Consider the following 16,420-nt stretch of genomic DNA (forward strand, 5'->3'; position numbering starts at 1 on the left):
ATCATGGGCGGGGTGGCGACGGCTCGGGAGTTCTTGAGCCGGTTGATGGTCCGCTCGACCTCGTTGCGTCGCCGGTAGCGCTCGCGGTCGAAGCCGGTGGGTCTGCCCCTGCGCTGCCTCTGCGCCGGCGGTTGGCCCGCTGGTGGTCCCTGGCCTCGGGGATGGTGCGCTCGATGTCGCGTCGTCGCCGGTAGCGGCGGTTTCGGCGGGAGCTGTAGGCCTTGTCGCCGCTGACCACGCCGTGGCCGCCGCGGATCATGTCGCCTGCGGCGGAGTCCGGGCCGAGTCCGGGGCAGCGGACGGCTGCGCGGTCGTGTACGGGCCGGCGGGTCCTGCACGACGCGGTGGGCGGCGCGGCGCTGTCAGTGGCGGGTGCCAGCATCGGGCGCATGACGGACACCACGGCTTCGGGATTCGACTGGCGTTCCTTCCTGCGCCGGTGGAGCGGGGAGTGGGCGGATGCCCTGCCGGCCGGCGAGACGCGGAGCGAGGCCGACGAAGCGGCGCGGCAGGCACGGTGGCTGGGGTTCCCGCCCGCGTCCGAGGAGCGGATCGCGGCCATGGAGGAGCGCCTCGGCCGCCGGATGCCCCCGTCCTACCGGGAGTTCCTCGGAGTCAGCGACGGGTGGCGGCACGCGGGCGGGTTCGTGTGGCTGCTGGCCGGAACCGGTGACGCGCGCCGGCACGAGAACGAGTCGGGGCTGGCGGAGATGTTCGAGCAGTACCTGGACGAGGACGCCGGGCCCGAGGCGCGGCGGGAGGCGGACATCTGGCGGCGCGGTCTGCAGCTCGACGTGGAGTCCGACATCACCCACGTCCTGATGGACCCGGAGGACGTGGACGAAGACGGCGAGTGGGCCGTGTACACCTGGGCGAGCTGGCGGGCCGAGCCACCCGAGCGGCATGCGAACTTCAGGGCGTTCATGGAGCAGATGTACCGGGAGTTCCACCGCTTACGGGCGCGCCCGGGCGGCAGGAGGCCGGCGTTCGTCAACGACACGACGCGGAAGCTGGACGCGCTGGTGGAGGAGGCCCGGCTGGAGGCCCTGCGCGGCAGGTGGGAACGGGCCGTCGAGGCGCTGGACGAGGCCGGGAAGTACGGCAGGCCGCGGGCGAGAGGGTTGGGCGATCAGATACGCCGCCTGCTCGGACGGACCTACACGGTGTCCTTCGGCGACTTGGTGACGGACCCGCGGTACGCGAGCGAGTTGCTGCCACCGCTGGTGGCCGAGCACGCGGCCCACTCGTACCGGGGCGAGTCCGCGCTGACGTCCCAACTGGGCGGCGCCGGTGACGACGTCAGGGCACTGACTCACGCGCTGCTCGAGCGGATGCGGAACGGCAGCTACCGCTACACGGCCGCCGGACCGTTCGGGGAGGCGGTCGAGCGGGCGCGGGAGCCGGCGCGGTGGGGGGACACCGACGGGGCGTGGCGGACACTGGTGGACGCCGTGCCCCGGTGGGAGCCGCTGGGACCGGACCACTTGGCGCCGCTGGGGTGGGTGGCCGACCCGGTGCTCGGGCCGCTGCTGACCCCGGAGCGGGGCCGCGAGTTGCTGTCCACGCCGCGGGGCGGGCAGGCGGGTGAGACGCCGGAGCCGACGGCCGGGCTCGACCCGGGCGGCCTGGCGTGGCTGGCGGAGCCGGACCCGCTCAGCAGCCGCACGTCCTACCGGTTCGTCCTGGTGGAGGGGGTGCAACCGGCGGAGCTGCCCGGACGTCTCGCGGACGGGGACGGCACCGCGCTCAACCCGCCCATGAGTTCGTGGGAGGCACACCGCGGGCTGCTGGACGGCCGGGGGGAGGTCTCGTCATACGAGGACCGGGCTCTCCTGGCGGTCGGCCGCGCCGGACCCGGCTGGAGCTTCGCCTTCGACGGCCATCCGGCCTCGTTCGACCGGCAGCGGTTCGTCTCCCCGGCCGCGGCCGCCAGTGCGGGTACCCGCGTGGTGGTGGTGTGGAGCGACTTGAGGACGCGGCACGGGGAACCGTTCTTCCACCTGTCGGTGGCGCGGGACGGCGCCGAGCAGTACGCCTTCACCTGTGTGGACGGACAGGTCCGGCGGAGCGGGGAGATACCGCCGGTGCTGGACCCGAGCCGCTTCTTCGGTGGCCCGGAGGGCGGCGCCGAGGCGGAACGGCCGCTGCTGGAGGCGGTGGCCGGGGAGTTCGGTGTCCACCTGCCGCGCCACGCGATCGTTCACGGGCGGCTGCACACGTTCACCAGCCGTTCCTGGACACGGCCGCCCCGTGACGGCGAGTGGTACTGGTCCGCATGGACAGAAGGGCCCCACGGCGAGCGGGCGGCGGGCAGAGGGGAGACGAGCGGAGAGGAGACCGCGGGCCGGTGAGTACGCCGCCGGGACCCGGGCTGCCGACGGCGCCGGAACCCGGACGTGTCCGATGCCCATCGTCATCCGGGCGAGTGCCGAGCCCCGCCGGGCCGAGGTGGGCCGTGGTGCCTGCGAGGGCCGGCCCCGGTGCCGGCCCACCTCACGGGGTCACACGTCGCAGGCTCACACGTCACAGCTCACGCGTCGCGACCCGCGGCTCACACGGTCACAGCGTCACAGTGGAGACGACGTACACCATCGGATGCTCCGGGTTGCTGCGGTCGACGGTCACCTCAAGCCGCGGGCGCGGACCCGGCAGGTTGCGTACCAGGCCGGACCAGTCCTCCTTGTCGGTGGGCACGGTGCTCACGGCCCGGGAGGACGCGGAGGGATGGCCGGCGCCGAGGTGCCAGCCGACCTCGGCGGCCTCCTTGCCGCTGATGGTGACCCTGCCCGGGTCCAGCTCTCCGGGGGCGGAGCCGATCCGGTCCAGGAACAGGTTCAGCCCGTTCTCGGACGTGGTGAACTGCACATACAGCTTGCTGGTGTTCCAGCTGTTGGTCTCGTAGAAGGCGACATCGGCGGAGTAGCCGGTGATCGGCACCTCGTAGATGCGGCGGGTCACCCGGGGCGGCCACTCCGCCGTCAGACCCTCCGCGGCCGCCCGCGCCTGCTTGTCCTGTCCGCTGTCCCGGCTCTGGCCCGCCGAGATCACGATGTAGCCGGCCGGGACGCCGATGAGCAGGACGACGACGAACAGGATGAACCAGCGGCGGCGGTTGCTGGGGTGCTTCCACGACGAGTGCCGCCGGGGTCCCGGGCCGTCCCCGGGCGGGCCGTCACCAGCCATGCCGTCACCCGCGCCGGGGCTGCCTCCCGCGCCGGGGCCACCGCCGTGCCCCTCGCGTCCGGTGCGCTCGTCGCGGCCGGCTGGCTCGCCGCGTCCGGCTCGCTCCTCGCGTCCCGTTCGCTCGCCATGCCCGGTGCGCTCGCCGCGCTCGCCGTCCCGCCCGCCGGCCCCGGGGCCGCCCGTGCCCTTCTCGCCGGCGCCCGTCCGGACGCGGGGCCCGATCTCGTCCGTGGTCATGCCCGGCCTCCTCGTACCACCTGTGCGTACCGTTCGTAGCGCTCCTGCCGCTCCACCCGGCGCCGGTTGGCGCGGCGGAAGCGGCGGGCCACCAGCCGCGCCAGGTCGGCGGCCCCCACCAGACCGGCCTCGTTGCCGAGCTGCGCCTTGCTGATCGTGGCCTCAGGCCGGTAGCCGCGCCCCGTGAGCTGGCGGCGGAAGGCGTCGCGGGCGGGGCCGATCAGCAGGTCGTCGGCCGCGCTGACCCCGCCGCCGACGACGAAGCAGGCCGGGTCCAGGGCCGCCGCCAGATTCGCGATGCCGACGCCCAGCCACTGGCCGATGTCCTGGAGCAGCTCAACGCACATGGCGTCGCCCTCGCGGGCCAGCTCGGTGATGAGCGGGCCGGTGATGTCGGCGATGTTGCCACCGACCCGGTCGATGATGTTGTACGCCACCGGGGAGTCCGCGGCGGCCAGTTCACGGGCCTCCCGGACCAGGGCGTTGCCCGAGCTGTACTGCTCCCAGCAGCCCCGGTTGCCGCACGGGCAGCGGTGGCCGCCGGGCACGACCTGCATATGGCCGAACTCCCCCGCGACCCCGTACGCGCCCCGTTTGACCTGGCCCTCCTCCAGGATGGCGCCGCCGATCCCGGTCCCGAGGGTGATCATGACGAGGTGGTCCGTGCCGCGCCCGGCGCCGAAGCGCCATTCGCCCCAGGCGGCGGTGTTGGCGTCGTTGTCGATCATGACGGGGACGGCGAGCCGGGCGGTCAGCGCGTCCCGGATGGGTTCGTTCCGCCAGGCCAGGTGGGGGGCGAAGAGCACCCGGGAGCGGTCGGCGTCGACCCAGCCGGCCGCGCCGATGCCCACGGCGTGGACATCGTGCCGGTCGGAGAGGTCCAGGACCAGCTCGACGATGGTGTTCTCGACGACCTTGGGGCTCTTGGACTTGTCCGGCGTCTCGGTGCGGATCTTCTCCAGGATGTTGCCGTCCGCGTCCACGACCCCGGCGGCGACCTTGGTGCCGCCGATGTCGATGCCGACGGTGGGGACGCGCGGGGCGGTGAGGTGCGAGCGCCGCTCGCGGGTTCCCACGGTCCGCAGGACGGTGGCCCGGGCCGATCCCCGGTGGGTCAACTCGCGGTAGGTGCTCATCGGCTCACAAGGTCGTCGGGGATGGTCGGCGGGCCCGGTGCGCGGACGGCACGGGCGCCGCCGGTCGGCGATGGTCGGTCGCCCGAGGGACGATTGTGCCTCAGACGGGGCGGACGGCGCACAACGGCGGACCGGGGCCCCTGCCCGGCGCGGGGCGCGGGCACGGCCCCGGCCCGGGCCGCGGCCGGGAGCGGGCCCGCGCCCCGGCGCCGTCACGCCGTCGCGGTGCGGTGCGCCTCCGGCGGGGCCAGGTCCGGTGCCGGTGCGCGCTCCAGTTCGTGGCTGAGCTGCTCCAGCTCCGAGCCGCCCGCCATCTGCCGGGTGAGCTCGTCGAGCCCGATCGCGTCCCGTGCGTGGCTGCCGGCCATCGCTCCCCGCTTGAGGAGGACGAACCGGTCACCGACGAGGTAGGCGTGGTGCGGGTTGTGCGTGATCAGGACGACGCCGAGACCGGCGTCCCGGGCCGCCGCGACGTACTTCAGCACCACCCCCGACTGCTTGACGCCGAGGGCCGCCGTGGGCTCGTCCAGGACGAGGACCTTGGCCCCGAAGTGGATGGCACGGGCGATCGCCACGCACTGCCGCTCACCACCGGAGAGGGTCCCGATCGGCTGGTCGACGTCGCGCAGGTCGATGCCCATCCGCAGCAGCTCCCGGCGGGTGGTCGCGCGCATCGTGGCCACGTCGAGCCGCCTGAACGGGCCGCGGCCGACGGTCGGTTCCGAGCCGAGGAAGAAGTTCCGCCAGACCGGCATCAGCGGAACCACGGCCAGATCCTGGTAGACCGTGGCGATCCCCAGGCCGAGAGCCTCCCGGGGGGAGGACAGCCGGCGCTCCTCGCCCTCGACGGCGAAGGTCCCGCCGTCGTGCTGGTGCAGCCCCGAGATGATCTTGATCAGGGTGGACTTGCCCGCGCCGTTGTCGCCCAGGACGCAGGTGATCCCGCCCGCGTGGACGTCCAGGCTGACGTCCTGGAGCGCCCTGATGTTGCCGTAGAACTTGCTGACGCCGCGCAGGGCGACGAGAGGCGTGCCGTGGCCCGGCGACTCCGCCGTTGCCGCCGCCTCCGGCGCGCCGTCCGCTCCCGAGGTGTTCTCCGCCGTACCGGCCGTGTCGGTCACTTGGTCGCCTCCGCCCGCTTGCGGACCCATGCGTTGAGGAGCGTGGCCAGCAGCAGCATCGCCCCGAGGAAGAACTTGAACCAGTCGGCCTCCCACTGCGCGTACACGATGCCCCGGCTGGTCATGCCGAAGATCAGCGCGCCGATCGCCGAACCGATCGCCGAACCGTAGCCGCCGGTCATCAGGCAGCCGCCGATGACGGCCGCGATGATGTACAGGAACTCGTTGCCGACGCCCTCGCCGGACTGCACCGCGTCATAGCGGAACAGCAGATGCTGCCCGGAGATCCAGGCGGCGAAGGCCACTCCCGTGTAGAGGCCGATCTTGGTGCGGTTGACGGGGACGCCGACCGCGCGGGCCGCGTCCGCGCCGCCGCCCGCCGCGAAGATCCAGTTGCCGGCGCGGGTGCGCAGCAGGATCCAGGTGGCGAGCGCCACCAGGCCGAGCCACCACAGGACGGTGGCCTCCAGCCGCACGCCGCCGAGCTGGAGGTGCGAGGCGAAGAGGGTGCGGGCCGACTCGAAGCCCTCCATGTCACCGATGGTGTCGGTGGAGACGCCGCCGCTGATCAGCTTGGTGAAGCCGAGGTTCAGACCGGTCAGCATCAGGAAGGTGCCGAGCGTGATGATGAAGCTCGGCAGCTTCGTCCGCACCAGCATGACGCCGTTGAAGAAGCCGATGGCCAGGGTCGTCAGCAGGGACACCCCGACGCCCACCCAGACGTTCGCCGACATCTGGTAGCTGAGCATCGAGGAGACCAGCGCGGAGGACGTCACCATGACGCCCGTCGACAGGTCGAACTCGCCGCCGATCATCAGCAGCGCCACCGGGACGGCCATGATGCCGATGACCGACGAGGCGTAGAGCACCGTGCCGAGGCCGGCGGGCGTCAGGAAGCTGTCGGCCGCGAACGCGAAGAACACGAAGACCGCGACCGCGCCGACCACGGCGCCGAGCTCGGGCCGCCCGAGCAGCCTGCGCGGCAGGGACCGGCGCACCAGGCGCTCGTCCGCCTTCGCCGGGGGCGGCGACGCGGGGGGCGCGGTCGTGGCCGGCGCGCTCACCGCGTCTTCCGTTCGATGTAGGACTTGAGCTTGCCGGCGTCCTCCCGGTGGATGATCTGCGGGCCGGTGAGCACGGGCTTGCCGCCGCCGAGGACGTCGGCGTTGTACCGGTACAGCCAGAGCAGGTCCACGGCCTGGTAGCCCTGGAGGTAGGGCTGCTGGTCGACGGCGAAGCCGAGGTCCTTCTTCTCCAGGCCCTTGAGGACCGCGGGGTTGAGGTCGAAGGTGTTGACCTCCGCCTCGCTGCCCGCGCTCTCCTTGGCCTTGACGGCGGTGGCGGCGAAGGGCGCTCCGAGGGTGAGGACCGTGTCCACGGACTTGTCCGACTGGAGCTCGGCCTCGATGGCGGACTGCACCTCGGGCATGTTGGTGCCCTCGACGTAGAGGTTCTCCATCTTTCCGTCGAAGGTGGAGCGGGCGCCGTCGCAGCGCTCCTCGTGGCCGACGTTGCCCTGCTCGTGCAGGACGCAGATGGCCTTCTTCTTCCCGCGCTTGTTGAGCTCCTCGCCGACGGCCTCGCCCGCGATGGTCTCGTCCTGGCCGATGTGGGTGATGGCGCCGAACTTCTCGGATTCGGCGGAGCCGGAGTTCACGGTGATCACGGGGATCCCGGCCTTCACGGCCTTGGCGACGACGTCCTTCATGGCCTGCGGCTTGGCGAGGGTGACGATCAGCCCGTCGACCTTCTGGTCGATCATGGACTGGACGAGTTCGGCCTGCTGCTGGCCCTCGTCATGACGCGCGTAGAGGAACTTGACGTTGTCCTTGGCCGCGGCCTTCTCGGCGCCGGTCTTCACGATGTCCCAGAAGGTGTCACCGTCACCGGAGTGGGTCACCATGGCGAAGGTCCACTGCGGGGTGCCCGCGGCGGAGCGCCCGCCGGCCCCGTCCCCGGACCGCTCCTCGGCCTGCTTCCCGCCCGTGCTGCTGCACGCCGCCAGGGTCATGCCCAGCGCTGCCGCCAGCACCACGCCCGTTGTCCGTACGCCTCTGTGAGCCCTTGCCACCGTGTCATACCTTTCTCGCTGTCCGTATCCGGCGGTACGCGGTCGCCGGTGCGGTGCCCGCCGCTCCGGGAGCGGGCCGGTCCGGCCGTCCGGTCCGTCCCGTCCGGCCCGGTCCGCCCGTGTCCGGCCGGTCCTTCCCGTCCCGCCCGTCCCGTCGCGCTCTGCTGCCCGTCCCGGCAGGCCGGTCAAGTATCCGTCACCGCCGGCCGTGCTGTTCCCCGCAGGTCCTTCCCCGGGTTCGGCTGGCACAGCCCGGAGTCCGGGACACGGTTCGGCCACAGCCCAACGGCCCGGAGCGCGCGAGAAGTTGCCGGAGCCACCCGGGGGCCGCGTCAGGCGCGGTGACACCCGCCACCCGCGCCCGCCGCCCATCCGCCCCCGGTCGACGCTCTGTTCACACCCCGGCCACGCAGCGCGACGGAACCCTCAGGGCCGGGCGAGCAGCTGGAACTCGAAGGAGTAACGGGAGGCCCGGTAGACATGGGAGCCGAACTCGACCGCCCGCCCCGTGTCGTCGTAGGTGGTCCGCTCCATCGTCAGCAGCGGGGCCCCCGCCGGCTCCGTCAGCTCCGCCCCCTCGGCGGCGGTGGCGGCCCGGGCGCCCACGCACTGGCGGGCGCTGTGCAGGGCGATCCCGGCCTCCCGCATCAGCCGGTAGAGGCCGGTGGCCTCCAGCCGTTCGGTGCCCAGTTCCAGCAGGCCCGGCGGCAGGTGGTTGCGGAGCCTTGCCACCGGTTCGCCGTGCGCCAGCCGCAGCCGTTCGACGAGGCGCACCTCCGCCCCCTCGGGCACCCCGAGCGCCGCGGCGACCGCGGCACCGGCCGGTTCGACGGTGTTGCGCAGCACCCGGGTGGCGGGGCGCTGCCCGGCCGCCTCCAAGTCGTCGTAGAGGCTGCTCAGCTCCAGCGGGCGCCTGACCTTGCTGTGCACCACCTGGGTGCCGACCCCGCGGCGGCGCACCAGCAGCCCCTTGTCCACCAGTGACTGGATCGCCTGCCGGACGGTGGGACGGGACAGGCCCAGCCGCGCGGCCAGCTCGATCTCGTTGCCGAGCAGACTGCCGGGTGCGAGGCGGCCCCGCTCGATCAACTCCTCCAACTGCCGGGCGAGCTGGAAATAGAGCGGTACGGGGCTGCCCCGGTCGACGCCGAGCGGGAGCGAGGACGCCGCCCCGGCCCGTTCCCCGGCGCGACCCCCGGCCCGTTCCCCGGTCCGCCCCCCGTCACGCTTCACCACGAGGGGGAGGGTAGCCCTCCGGGGTGGGCCGGGGACAGCGATCCGGTCGGATTGTCCGGACAATGCGGCGCGCTCGCGTCCGCCGTAGAGCTCCGGGACGTCCGCCGCCGACGCCCCGCGCGCCCGCCGTGCGGCTCCGGACGCCCGTCAGGAGGCCGTCGTCACGGACGTCGCGGCCCCACCCGCCCGCGGGCCGCCTCAGCGGACCCGCACGGGCAGCCGGCGGAGGCCGCGGATCAGCAGCCCCGGGATCCAGGGGAGGTCCGAGGCCGGCAGGTCCGGGGCCAGGTCCGGGAAGCGTTCCAGCAGCCGGCGGATCGCGATCTGCCCCTCCATCCGGGCCAGCGGCGCGCCCAGGCAGTAGTGGATGCCGTGCCCGAAGGCGAGATGCCCGCCCGCCCGGCGGCCGGGGTCGAACCGGTCCGCGTCCGGGAACCGGGCCGGGTCGCGGTCCGCCGAGGCGAGGGAGATGACGACTCCCTCACCGGCCGGAATGGTCACACCGCCGATCCCGACCGCCTCCCGGGCGAAGCGGAAGGTGGAATTCTCCACCGGTCCGTCCCAGCGGAGCGTCTCCTCCACCACCTGCTCCGTCAGCGAGAGTTCGGCCCGCAGCTCGGCCAGGCGGTCGGGGTGGCGGAACAGCGCGTGCACGGCGTTCGTGATCAGGTTGACGGTCGTCTCGTGACCGGCGACGAGCAGGAGGAACGCCATGCCGACGAGTTCGTCCGGGGCCAGCCGGTCGCCGTCCTCGTCGGTGGTGCGGATCAGACCGCTGAGGAGGTCGTCCCCGGGATGGCGCCGCTTCTCCTCGATCAGACCCGCGAGGTACTCGGCCACCGCGTGCACCGCCGCGTTCTCCGCGTCCGGGCTGGTGCGGGAGACGAGTTCATTGCTCCAGGCGCGGAACGCCGCGCGGTCGAGGGACGGAACCCCGAGCAGTTCGCAGATGACCGACATCGGCAGCGGGAAGGCCAGCGCCTCGACGAGATCCGCCCGCCCGCCGGGGGCCGCCGCCATCGCGTCGAGCAGTTCAGCGGTGATCTCCTCCACCCGCGGGCGCAGCGCCTCCACCCGGCGCGCGGTGAACTCCCGGGCCACGAGCCGCCGCAGCCTCGTGTGGTCCGGCGGGTCGGAGTCCAGCATGTTGGCGTTGATCGGGGAGTCCGTGAACTCCATGTGCGGCGCCTTGCGCCAGTCCTTGCTGAACCGGGGGTCGGCCAGCGCGGCACGGGCCTCGTCATGCCCGACGATCAGCCAGACCGTGCTCCGCTCGTCGAGGCGCACCCTGTGCGCGGCGCCCCGGGCGCGCAACTCCGCGTAGACGGAATAGGGATCGGAGGTGAAGCGGTCGCCGTAGGCGGTGAGATCGACGATCTGAGGGTCCGGCGTGCCCGACGCCTCCGGCCGCCCGTGGGGGGCGTCCGGCATCCCCGGCCTGTCCTGTGTGTCCTGTGTGCCCGGCACGTCCGGCGCCTCTCGCCCTTCGGGAGCCGGCTGGACGGGAAGGTCCGGCGCGCCGGCCCCCGGGTGGTGCGGTCCGGTCCCGGATGTCCCCTCTCGCGCCGGCTCCGCTAACCGCGTATCGGTCTGCTCCGCCATCTACCGCTCCTCTGGATGCTGTTGTCCGGCTCCGGCCCCGGCCCGGTGTCCGTGGACGGGTGTGACGGCCCGGCCCCCTTCGTGACGTGACCGTGTTCGCGACCTGCCCACGGTGGTGGCATGGCCCCGTTCGTGACCGTGCCCCCGCATGTGACCGCCTACGCGTCTGGCACAACCGCGGGCACGGACACGGACACGGACCCGCCGGCGTACCGGCGTACCGGGAGCCTACGAGCCGCACCGCCGACGGGGCGTCGACCCAGCGAGGGAGGCATCCTTCCACCGGTCCTTCGCCGGCAGTACGGCCCCGTACAGCGGATGCGGTAGGCGCTCAGGCGGGCTGCGGCCTGGAGGACGCCTGCCACGACGGCGCGACGCCGGGCAGCGGGGGCGCGAAAACCGCGCCCGGGGCTGCGCCGGACGGGGGGTGGGAGGAGACGGGCGCACCGGCCGCGCGATCCCTCCCGTTCAGCCGCGGGCCCGCTCGTTCAGCAGCACACCCGCTCGTTCAGCCCCCGGCCCCCGACCTGCGGTCCGCGGTTCGCGGTGACCGCCGCCGCGGCATCCGCTCGTCGACGGAGGGGGGATGACGAGCAGACGGCGGCGGACGGGCCGCGATCGGCGTGAATCCGATCTGTGGTGCGGCGGCCGCCCGTGGGGGAGGACGGCCGCCACCAGGTGGGGGGCACCATGGGGGGATCCGCGCTTTCCCAGCATGACGCGCGTAGAGATCCCGTCTCAAGCACACCTGGCAGATGTTCGCACGGCATTCACAGGACCCGCACGAAGATCACTTCACGGCACCATCCGATGCCCCTCCCCGGCCACCAGTCCCTGCCGTCCCCCGCGCACCGCCTGCCCACCGCCTGCCCACCACCCGACGCCTCCGCCCGAGGCCCACCGGCCTCCACCGGCCCCGACAACCGCTCCCCATGGGGTCGGTGAGGCGGCCCGGTAGGCTTCTTGGCACCCGGTCCGCCGCCCCCGCCCGCACCTGTAACCACCCGTAACGGCGACCGGCCCGACCGCCCCGAAAGGATGCGACGTGCCGCCGTCCAGCGACAGGACCACCGCAGCCGCCAGGCCAGCCAACGGCTCCAGTGGCGTGCAGTCCCTCGAACGGGCCTTTGACCTGCTCGAACGGATGGCGGACGCAGGCGGCGCCGTCGGGCTCAGCGAACTCTCCGGCACCAGCGGCCTGCCCCTCCCCACCATCCACCGGCTGATGCGGACCCTGGTGGCCTGCGGTTACGTCCGCCAGCAGCCGAACCGCCGCTACGCCCTCGGCCCCCGCCTCATCCGGCTCGGCGAGAGCTCGGCCCGCCTGCTCGGCACCTGGGCGCGGCCGCATCTGGCCCGGCTCGTGGAGGAGACCGGGGAGACGGCGAACATGGCCCTGCTCGACGGTGACGAGGTGGTCTACGTCGCCCAGGTGCCCTCCCGCCACTCCATGCGGATGTTCACGGAGGTCGGCCGCCGCGTGCTGCCGCACTCCACCGGGGTCGGCAAGGCCCTGCTGGCCCACCTGCCGGCCGACGAGGTGCGCGCGCTGCTGTCCCGCACGGGCATGCCCGCCGCCACCGAGAAGACCATCACCAGGCCGGACGACTTCCTCACGGCCCTGGAGGAGGTGCGGGCCTCCGGCTACGCCATGGACGACAACGAGCAGGAGATCGGGGTCCGCTGCCTCGCCGTCTCCGTACCGGACTCACCGACCGCGGCGGCCATCTCCGTCTCCGGGCCGGCGGGACGACTCACGGAAGAGGCCACCGAGAAGATCGTTCCGCTGCTGCGGGAGGTCGCGGCCGAGCTGTCGGAGACGCTGACCGGGGCCGAGACGCCCGCCTAGCGTTCCACCCCGCCTGCCCGCCGGGGCGCCGGCGCCACCGGCCCCTCGGACACGGCCGCCCCTCCCTCCCCGCCGAGCCCGGGCACAGCCGGGGAGGCGCGGCCTCTACACGGCCCGGCCGGCCTCTCTACACGGCCCGGCCGCCCGACCTCTGCTCCGGTCTGCTGCCGAACAGTTCGATCGCCTGGCGCACCCGCGCCAGCGCCAGCGCCAGCGCGCTGACCGAGCCCACGGCTCCCGCGACCAGGAGCAAGGAGCGCCGCATCCGCGGGATTTCCGGCACTCCCGCGCTCACCATGGCGGAGAGGGCGGCGAGTTCGTCCTCGGCTATGCCCCGGTCCCGCAGGTCGGCCGGATGGGCCGCCAGCTCCCGGCGGAGCCGCGACACCGCGGTGCACAGTTCCTCCACGCGCGGGTCCGGGCCACCGCTTCCGTCCACGGGCCGGTGCCCCCGGCCGCCCGCCGTGGTCCCCGCCTTCGCGACGATGGCCGTCCGCTTGCCGCAGTCCGTCCGATCACTTCGCAACGCGCTTCCCCTCGCTCCTCGACATGGCGCTACGGGCCCTACCGGCCCCGGGCTCACGAGTCAGTCGCACCGGGCTGCGGACAGTTAACGCCACTCTCCGCTGCGGGCGCTACACAGAGGGCGAAATTCAGCCGTACGATTCCGTCCGTACCGGACAACCTCGCCGATGACCGGCCGGGACTGCGCACGGGGAAGGGCCGCAAGCGTCCGCCCCGCCCGCCACGGGCGGACAGCATCACGGCCACCGGTGCGGTATGCAGGGGACATGACGGAGCCGGCAGGGACAGCACCCGGGACGGACGCGACCGACGCCCGGAGGGGCCTCCCCGAACCCCGGGTCGCCGGTCTGCTGCTGGCCGCCGGCGGCGGCCGGCGACTGGGCGGCCGGCCCAAGGCGCTTCTGCCCCACCGGAGACGGCCGCTCGTCGAACACGCGGCCCGCGCGCTCCGCGACGGCGGCTGCGAGCCGGTGCACGTGGTGCTGGGCGCGGCGGAGGAGGAGGTACGGGCGCGTGCGGAACTCCCCGGCTGCGTCTTGGTCGGCAACCCCCAGTGGGAGGCGGGCATGGGCTCCTCACTGCGCGCGGGGCTCGCCTCCCTCTCCCCGATCGCGCTCGGGTCGCCGGCTCCTCCCCGTCCCGGCGCTTCACCGGCGCCGCCCGGCTCACCCCGCGCCACCCCGTACGGGATCACCACCGGGGTGACAGCGGCGGGAGCGACGGCAGGGGAGGTGACGGCGGTGCTCGTCGCCCTGGTGGACCAGCCCGGGGTGGGCGCGGAGGCTGTCGCACGGGTACGGGCGGCCTGCCACTCCCGGACGAGCCTGGCCGCGGCCGCCTACGACGGCAGGCGCGGCCATCCGGTGCTGTTCGGCGCCGCCCACTGGGCCGCCGTCGCCGAGCGGGCCGCGGGCGACCAGGGCGCCCGGGCCTACCTGGCGGAGCACCGTGACGCGCTGGACCTGGTCGACTGCTCCGACATCGCGGCCCCCGACGACATCGACACCCCCGGAGACCTGCGACTGCTGGACGGCGGCGGTTGACCCGCCGCACGGGACGCCAAGGACGGCCGGTACGAGCCTTTTACGCCTGCCCTCCCCGCGCCCCTGCCACCACTCGCCGCCATCACCCCTCGGCCCTGCACGGCCCTGACCCCTGCGCGCCGTCCGGACCCGGGGTCCCGTTCGCCGTCATCCCACCCGGTGCCCCTGCCCCGGCGTCCCCGCCCCGGCGCCCCCGCCACCCGGCACCCGGCACCCGGCATTGAACTTCCACAATGAGGAAACTACTCTCCATTAACAGAGGTTCATCCGCCTGCGCACCCCCACGCACCCCGGAGCCCGCCACCCGGGCCCCGGCACAGCCTCCGCGCCACCCCGCACACACGAGCCCCGGCCCTCTTCCCTCCCCCCTCACACCGCCCACCGCCCACCGCCCCAGAAGGAGTGACCGCAATGTCCGCACCGGTGCCGACCGCGCCGACCGTCGTCAACGCCGAGCCAGTGGAACGGCAGGAGGAGGTCCTGACCCCGGAAGCGCTCGTCTTCCTGGGCGAGCTGCACCACCGCTTCACCCGGCGCCGCGACGAACTCCTCGCCCTCCGCAAGGAGCGGCGTGAGGAGATCGCCCGCACCGGCACCCTGGACTTCCTGCCCGCGACCTCCGACATCCGCGAGGGCGACTGGCGCGTCGCCCCGGCTCCCGCGGCGCTCAACGACCGCCGTGTGGAGATCACCGGCCCCACCGACCGCAAGATGACGATCAACGCGCTCAACTCCGGCGCCAGGGTCTGGCTCGCCGACTTCGAGGACGCCACCGCCCCCACCTGGGAGAACGTCATCCTCGGCCAGCTCAACCTGATCGACGCCTACGAGCGCCGCATCGACTTCACCGACCCGCGCGGCAAGACCTACGCGCTGCGCCCCGCCGAGGAGCTGGCCACCGTCGTCACCCGCCCCCGCGGCTGGCACCTGGACGAGCGCCACCTCCGGGGCGAGGACGGCCGCGCCCTCCCCGGCGCCCTCGTCGACTTCGGCCTGTACTTCTTCCACAACGCCCAGCGCCTCATCGACCTCGGCAAGGGACCGTACTTCTACCTTCCGAAACTGGAGTCCCATCTGGAGGCCCGGCTCTGGAACGACGTCTTCGTCTTCGCCCAGGACCGGCTCGGCATCCCGCAGGGCACCGTCCGCGCCACCGTCCTCATCGAGACGATCACCGCCGCGTACGAGATGGAGGAGATCCTCTACGAACTGCGTGACCACGCCTCCGGGCTCAACGCCGGCCGCTGGGACTACCTCTTCTCCATCGTCAAGAACTTCCGCGACGCCGGAGCGGCGTTCGTCCTCCCGGACCGCAACGCGATCACCATGACCGCCCCGTTCATGCGCGCGTACACCGAACTGCTCGTCCGCACCTGCCACAAGCGCGGCGCGCACGCCATCGGCGGCATGGCGGCCTTCATCCCCTCCCGCCGCGACTCCGAGATCAACAAGGCCGCCTTCGCCAAGGTGAAGGCGGACAAGGACCGGGAGGCGAACGACGGGTTCGACGGCTCCTGGGTCGCCCACCCCGACCTGGTGCCCGTGGCCCGCGAGTCCTTCGACGCCGTGCTCGGCGACCGGCCCCACCAGAAGGACCGGCTCCGCGAGGACGTCCACGTCTCCGCCGCCGACCTGCTCGCCGTCGGCTCCCTGACGGCCGAGCCCACCTACGACGGCCTGGTCAACGCCGTCCAGGTGGGCCTCCGTTACATCGAAGCCTGGCTGCGCGGCACAGGCGCCGTCGCCATCTTCAACCTCATGGAGGACGCCGCCACCGCCGAGATCTCCCGCTCCCAGATCTGGCAGTGGGTCAACGCCGGAGTGGAGTTCGAGAACGGCGAGAAGGCCACGGCCGGACTGGTCCGCCGCATCGCCGCGGACGAACTGGCCGCGATCCGCCGGGAACTGGGCGAAGACGCCTTCGCGGCGGGTAAGTGGCAGCGCGCCCACGACCTGCTGCTCCGCGTCTCCCTCGACGAGAAGTACGAGGACTTCCTCACCGTGCCGGCCTACGAACTGCTGGAGTCAACTTCTCGGTCGTGAACGGACCGAGCTTGTTGGCTCAGTCGGTCACACCGGTTCATGCTCTCCTGCGCGGCCGGCTTCCACGCCCGGAGTCACATCCACCGCGGAGCCGCGGTGCGGGACCGTTGACGGGGCCCCACGCCGGGACAGGCCCGGCGACATCCACCCGGTCAGCGCCATCGGAGCCGTATCCCCGGCAAACCGGTTCGTGCCTTGCAGGCTCGCGAACGGATACGAAGAGGCTACCGGACCGCCGCGCGGCCCGGGGCCGGAAAATGCGATTCCTCCCGGGTGTGAACGACTCCGTTGGGAAACTCGTGATTCGAGCAGGGTTGTGTCGTTCGTCTTGCTGATGGCTATGGTCGTTGGCGGGATGGGGAGCGTGGGATGTC

Annotated in this window: 12 protein-coding genes and 1 pseudogene; 4 read left to right on the forward strand and 9 right to left on the reverse strand. The window is 73.3% G+C overall.

The features are described from left to right. Positions 1 to 11 precede the first annotated feature (11 nt). A pseudogene (locus tag IF83_RS32525) lies at positions 12 to 235 on the reverse strand (IS5/IS1182 family transposase); the annotation flags it as partial. A 154-nt stretch (positions 236 to 389) separates the two neighbouring features. Here IF83_RS32525 and IF83_RS0123955 point away from each other — a divergent pair. Then, positions 390 to 2,351, forward strand: coding sequence for an SMI1/KNR4 family protein (locus tag IF83_RS0123955; RefSeq protein WP_037681069.1), 1,962 nt, complete (start codon positions 390 to 392; stop codon positions 2,349 to 2,351). A 208-nt stretch (positions 2,352 to 2,559) separates the two neighbouring features. On the opposite strand, the gene IF83_RS35020 is transcribed toward IF83_RS0123955, so the two are convergent. The 7 genes from IF83_RS35020 to IF83_RS0123990 all read right to left on the reverse strand — a co-directional run bounded on the left by IF83_RS35020 (position 2,560) and on the right by IF83_RS0123990 (position 10,415). Next, complete coding sequence (locus IF83_RS35020) at positions 2,560 to 3,420, reverse strand: hypothetical protein (RefSeq protein WP_244177184.1); 861 nt, start codon at positions 3,418 to 3,420, stop codon at positions 2,560 to 2,562. Beyond that, positions 3,417 to 4,556, reverse strand: coding sequence for an ROK family glucokinase (locus IF83_RS0123965; RefSeq protein WP_030547484.1), 1,140 nt, complete (start codon positions 4,554 to 4,556; stop codon positions 3,417 to 3,419). The genes IF83_RS35020 and IF83_RS0123965 overlap by 4 nt, the downstream gene beginning before the upstream one ends. A 212-nt stretch (positions 4,557 to 4,768) precedes the next feature. Continuing rightward, entirely contained in the window at positions 4,769 to 5,707 is a 939-nt protein-coding gene (locus tag IF83_RS0123970) for an ATP-binding cassette domain-containing protein (RefSeq protein ID WP_030547486.1), read from the reverse strand. After that, positions 5,674 to 6,741, reverse strand: coding sequence for an ABC transporter permease (locus tag IF83_RS0123975; protein ID WP_030547488.1), 1,068 nt, complete (start codon positions 6,739 to 6,741; stop codon positions 5,674 to 5,676). The genes IF83_RS0123970 and IF83_RS0123975 overlap by 34 nt, the downstream gene beginning before the upstream one ends. Continuing rightward, positions 6,738 to 7,688 (reverse strand): sugar ABC transporter substrate-binding protein, encoded by a 951-nt coding sequence (locus IF83_RS0123980; protein WP_037681115.1) that lies wholly within the window; start codon positions 7,686 to 7,688, stop codon positions 6,738 to 6,740. Before IF83_RS0123980 ends, IF83_RS0123975 begins: the two co-directional genes overlap by 4 nt. Positions 7,689 to 8,174: 486 nt before the next feature. Beyond that, positions 8,175 to 8,981: a GntR family transcriptional regulator gene (locus tag IF83_RS0123985; protein ID WP_051723282.1), complete on the reverse strand. Its 807-nt coding sequence runs from the start codon at positions 8,979 to 8,981 to the stop codon at positions 8,175 to 8,177. Positions 8,982 to 9,182: 201 nt separating this feature from the next. Next, positions 9,183 to 10,415: a cytochrome P450 family protein gene (locus IF83_RS0123990; RefSeq protein ID WP_051723268.1), complete on the reverse strand. Its 1,233-nt coding sequence runs from the start codon at positions 10,413 to 10,415 to the stop codon at positions 9,183 to 9,185. A gap of 1,216 nt (positions 10,416 to 11,631) precedes the next feature. Between IF83_RS0123990 and IF83_RS0123995 the strand changes: the two genes are divergently transcribed. Continuing rightward, the gene (locus IF83_RS0123995; RefSeq protein WP_030547496.1) at positions 11,632 to 12,435 is read left to right on the forward strand and encodes an IclR family transcriptional regulator; all 804 of its coding nucleotides are present in this window, start codon (positions 11,632 to 11,634) and stop codon (positions 12,433 to 12,435) included. 127 nt (positions 12,436 to 12,562) lie between these two features. On the opposite strand, the gene IF83_RS0124000 is transcribed toward IF83_RS0123995, so the two are convergent. Further along, positions 12,563 to 12,874, reverse strand: a complete 312-nt coding sequence (locus IF83_RS0124000; RefSeq protein WP_030547498.1) for a DUF5955 family protein — start codon at positions 12,872 to 12,874, stop codon at positions 12,563 to 12,565. Between the two features lie 352 nt (positions 12,875 to 13,226). Between IF83_RS0124000 and IF83_RS0124005 the strand changes: the two genes are divergently transcribed. Together IF83_RS0124005 and aceB are read left to right on the forward strand one after the other, a co-directional pair. After that, positions 13,227 to 14,003 carry a nucleotidyltransferase family protein gene (locus tag IF83_RS0124005; protein ID WP_078843798.1) on the forward strand — a complete coding sequence of 259 codons (777 nt, stop codon included), beginning with the start codon at positions 13,227 to 13,229 and terminating at the stop codon, positions 14,001 to 14,003. A gap of 411 nt (positions 14,004 to 14,414) precedes the next feature. Beyond that, positions 14,415 to 16,046, forward strand: a complete 1,632-nt coding sequence (gene aceB / locus IF83_RS0124010; RefSeq protein WP_030547502.1) for a malate synthase A — start codon at positions 14,415 to 14,417, stop codon at positions 16,044 to 16,046. Positions 16,047 to 16,420: the final 374 nt, after the last annotated feature.

The sequence above is a fragment of the Streptomyces albus subsp. albus genome, from assembly GCF_000719865.1.
GTDB lineage: Bacteria > Actinomycetota > Actinomycetes > Streptomycetales > Streptomycetaceae > Streptomyces > Streptomyces albus_E.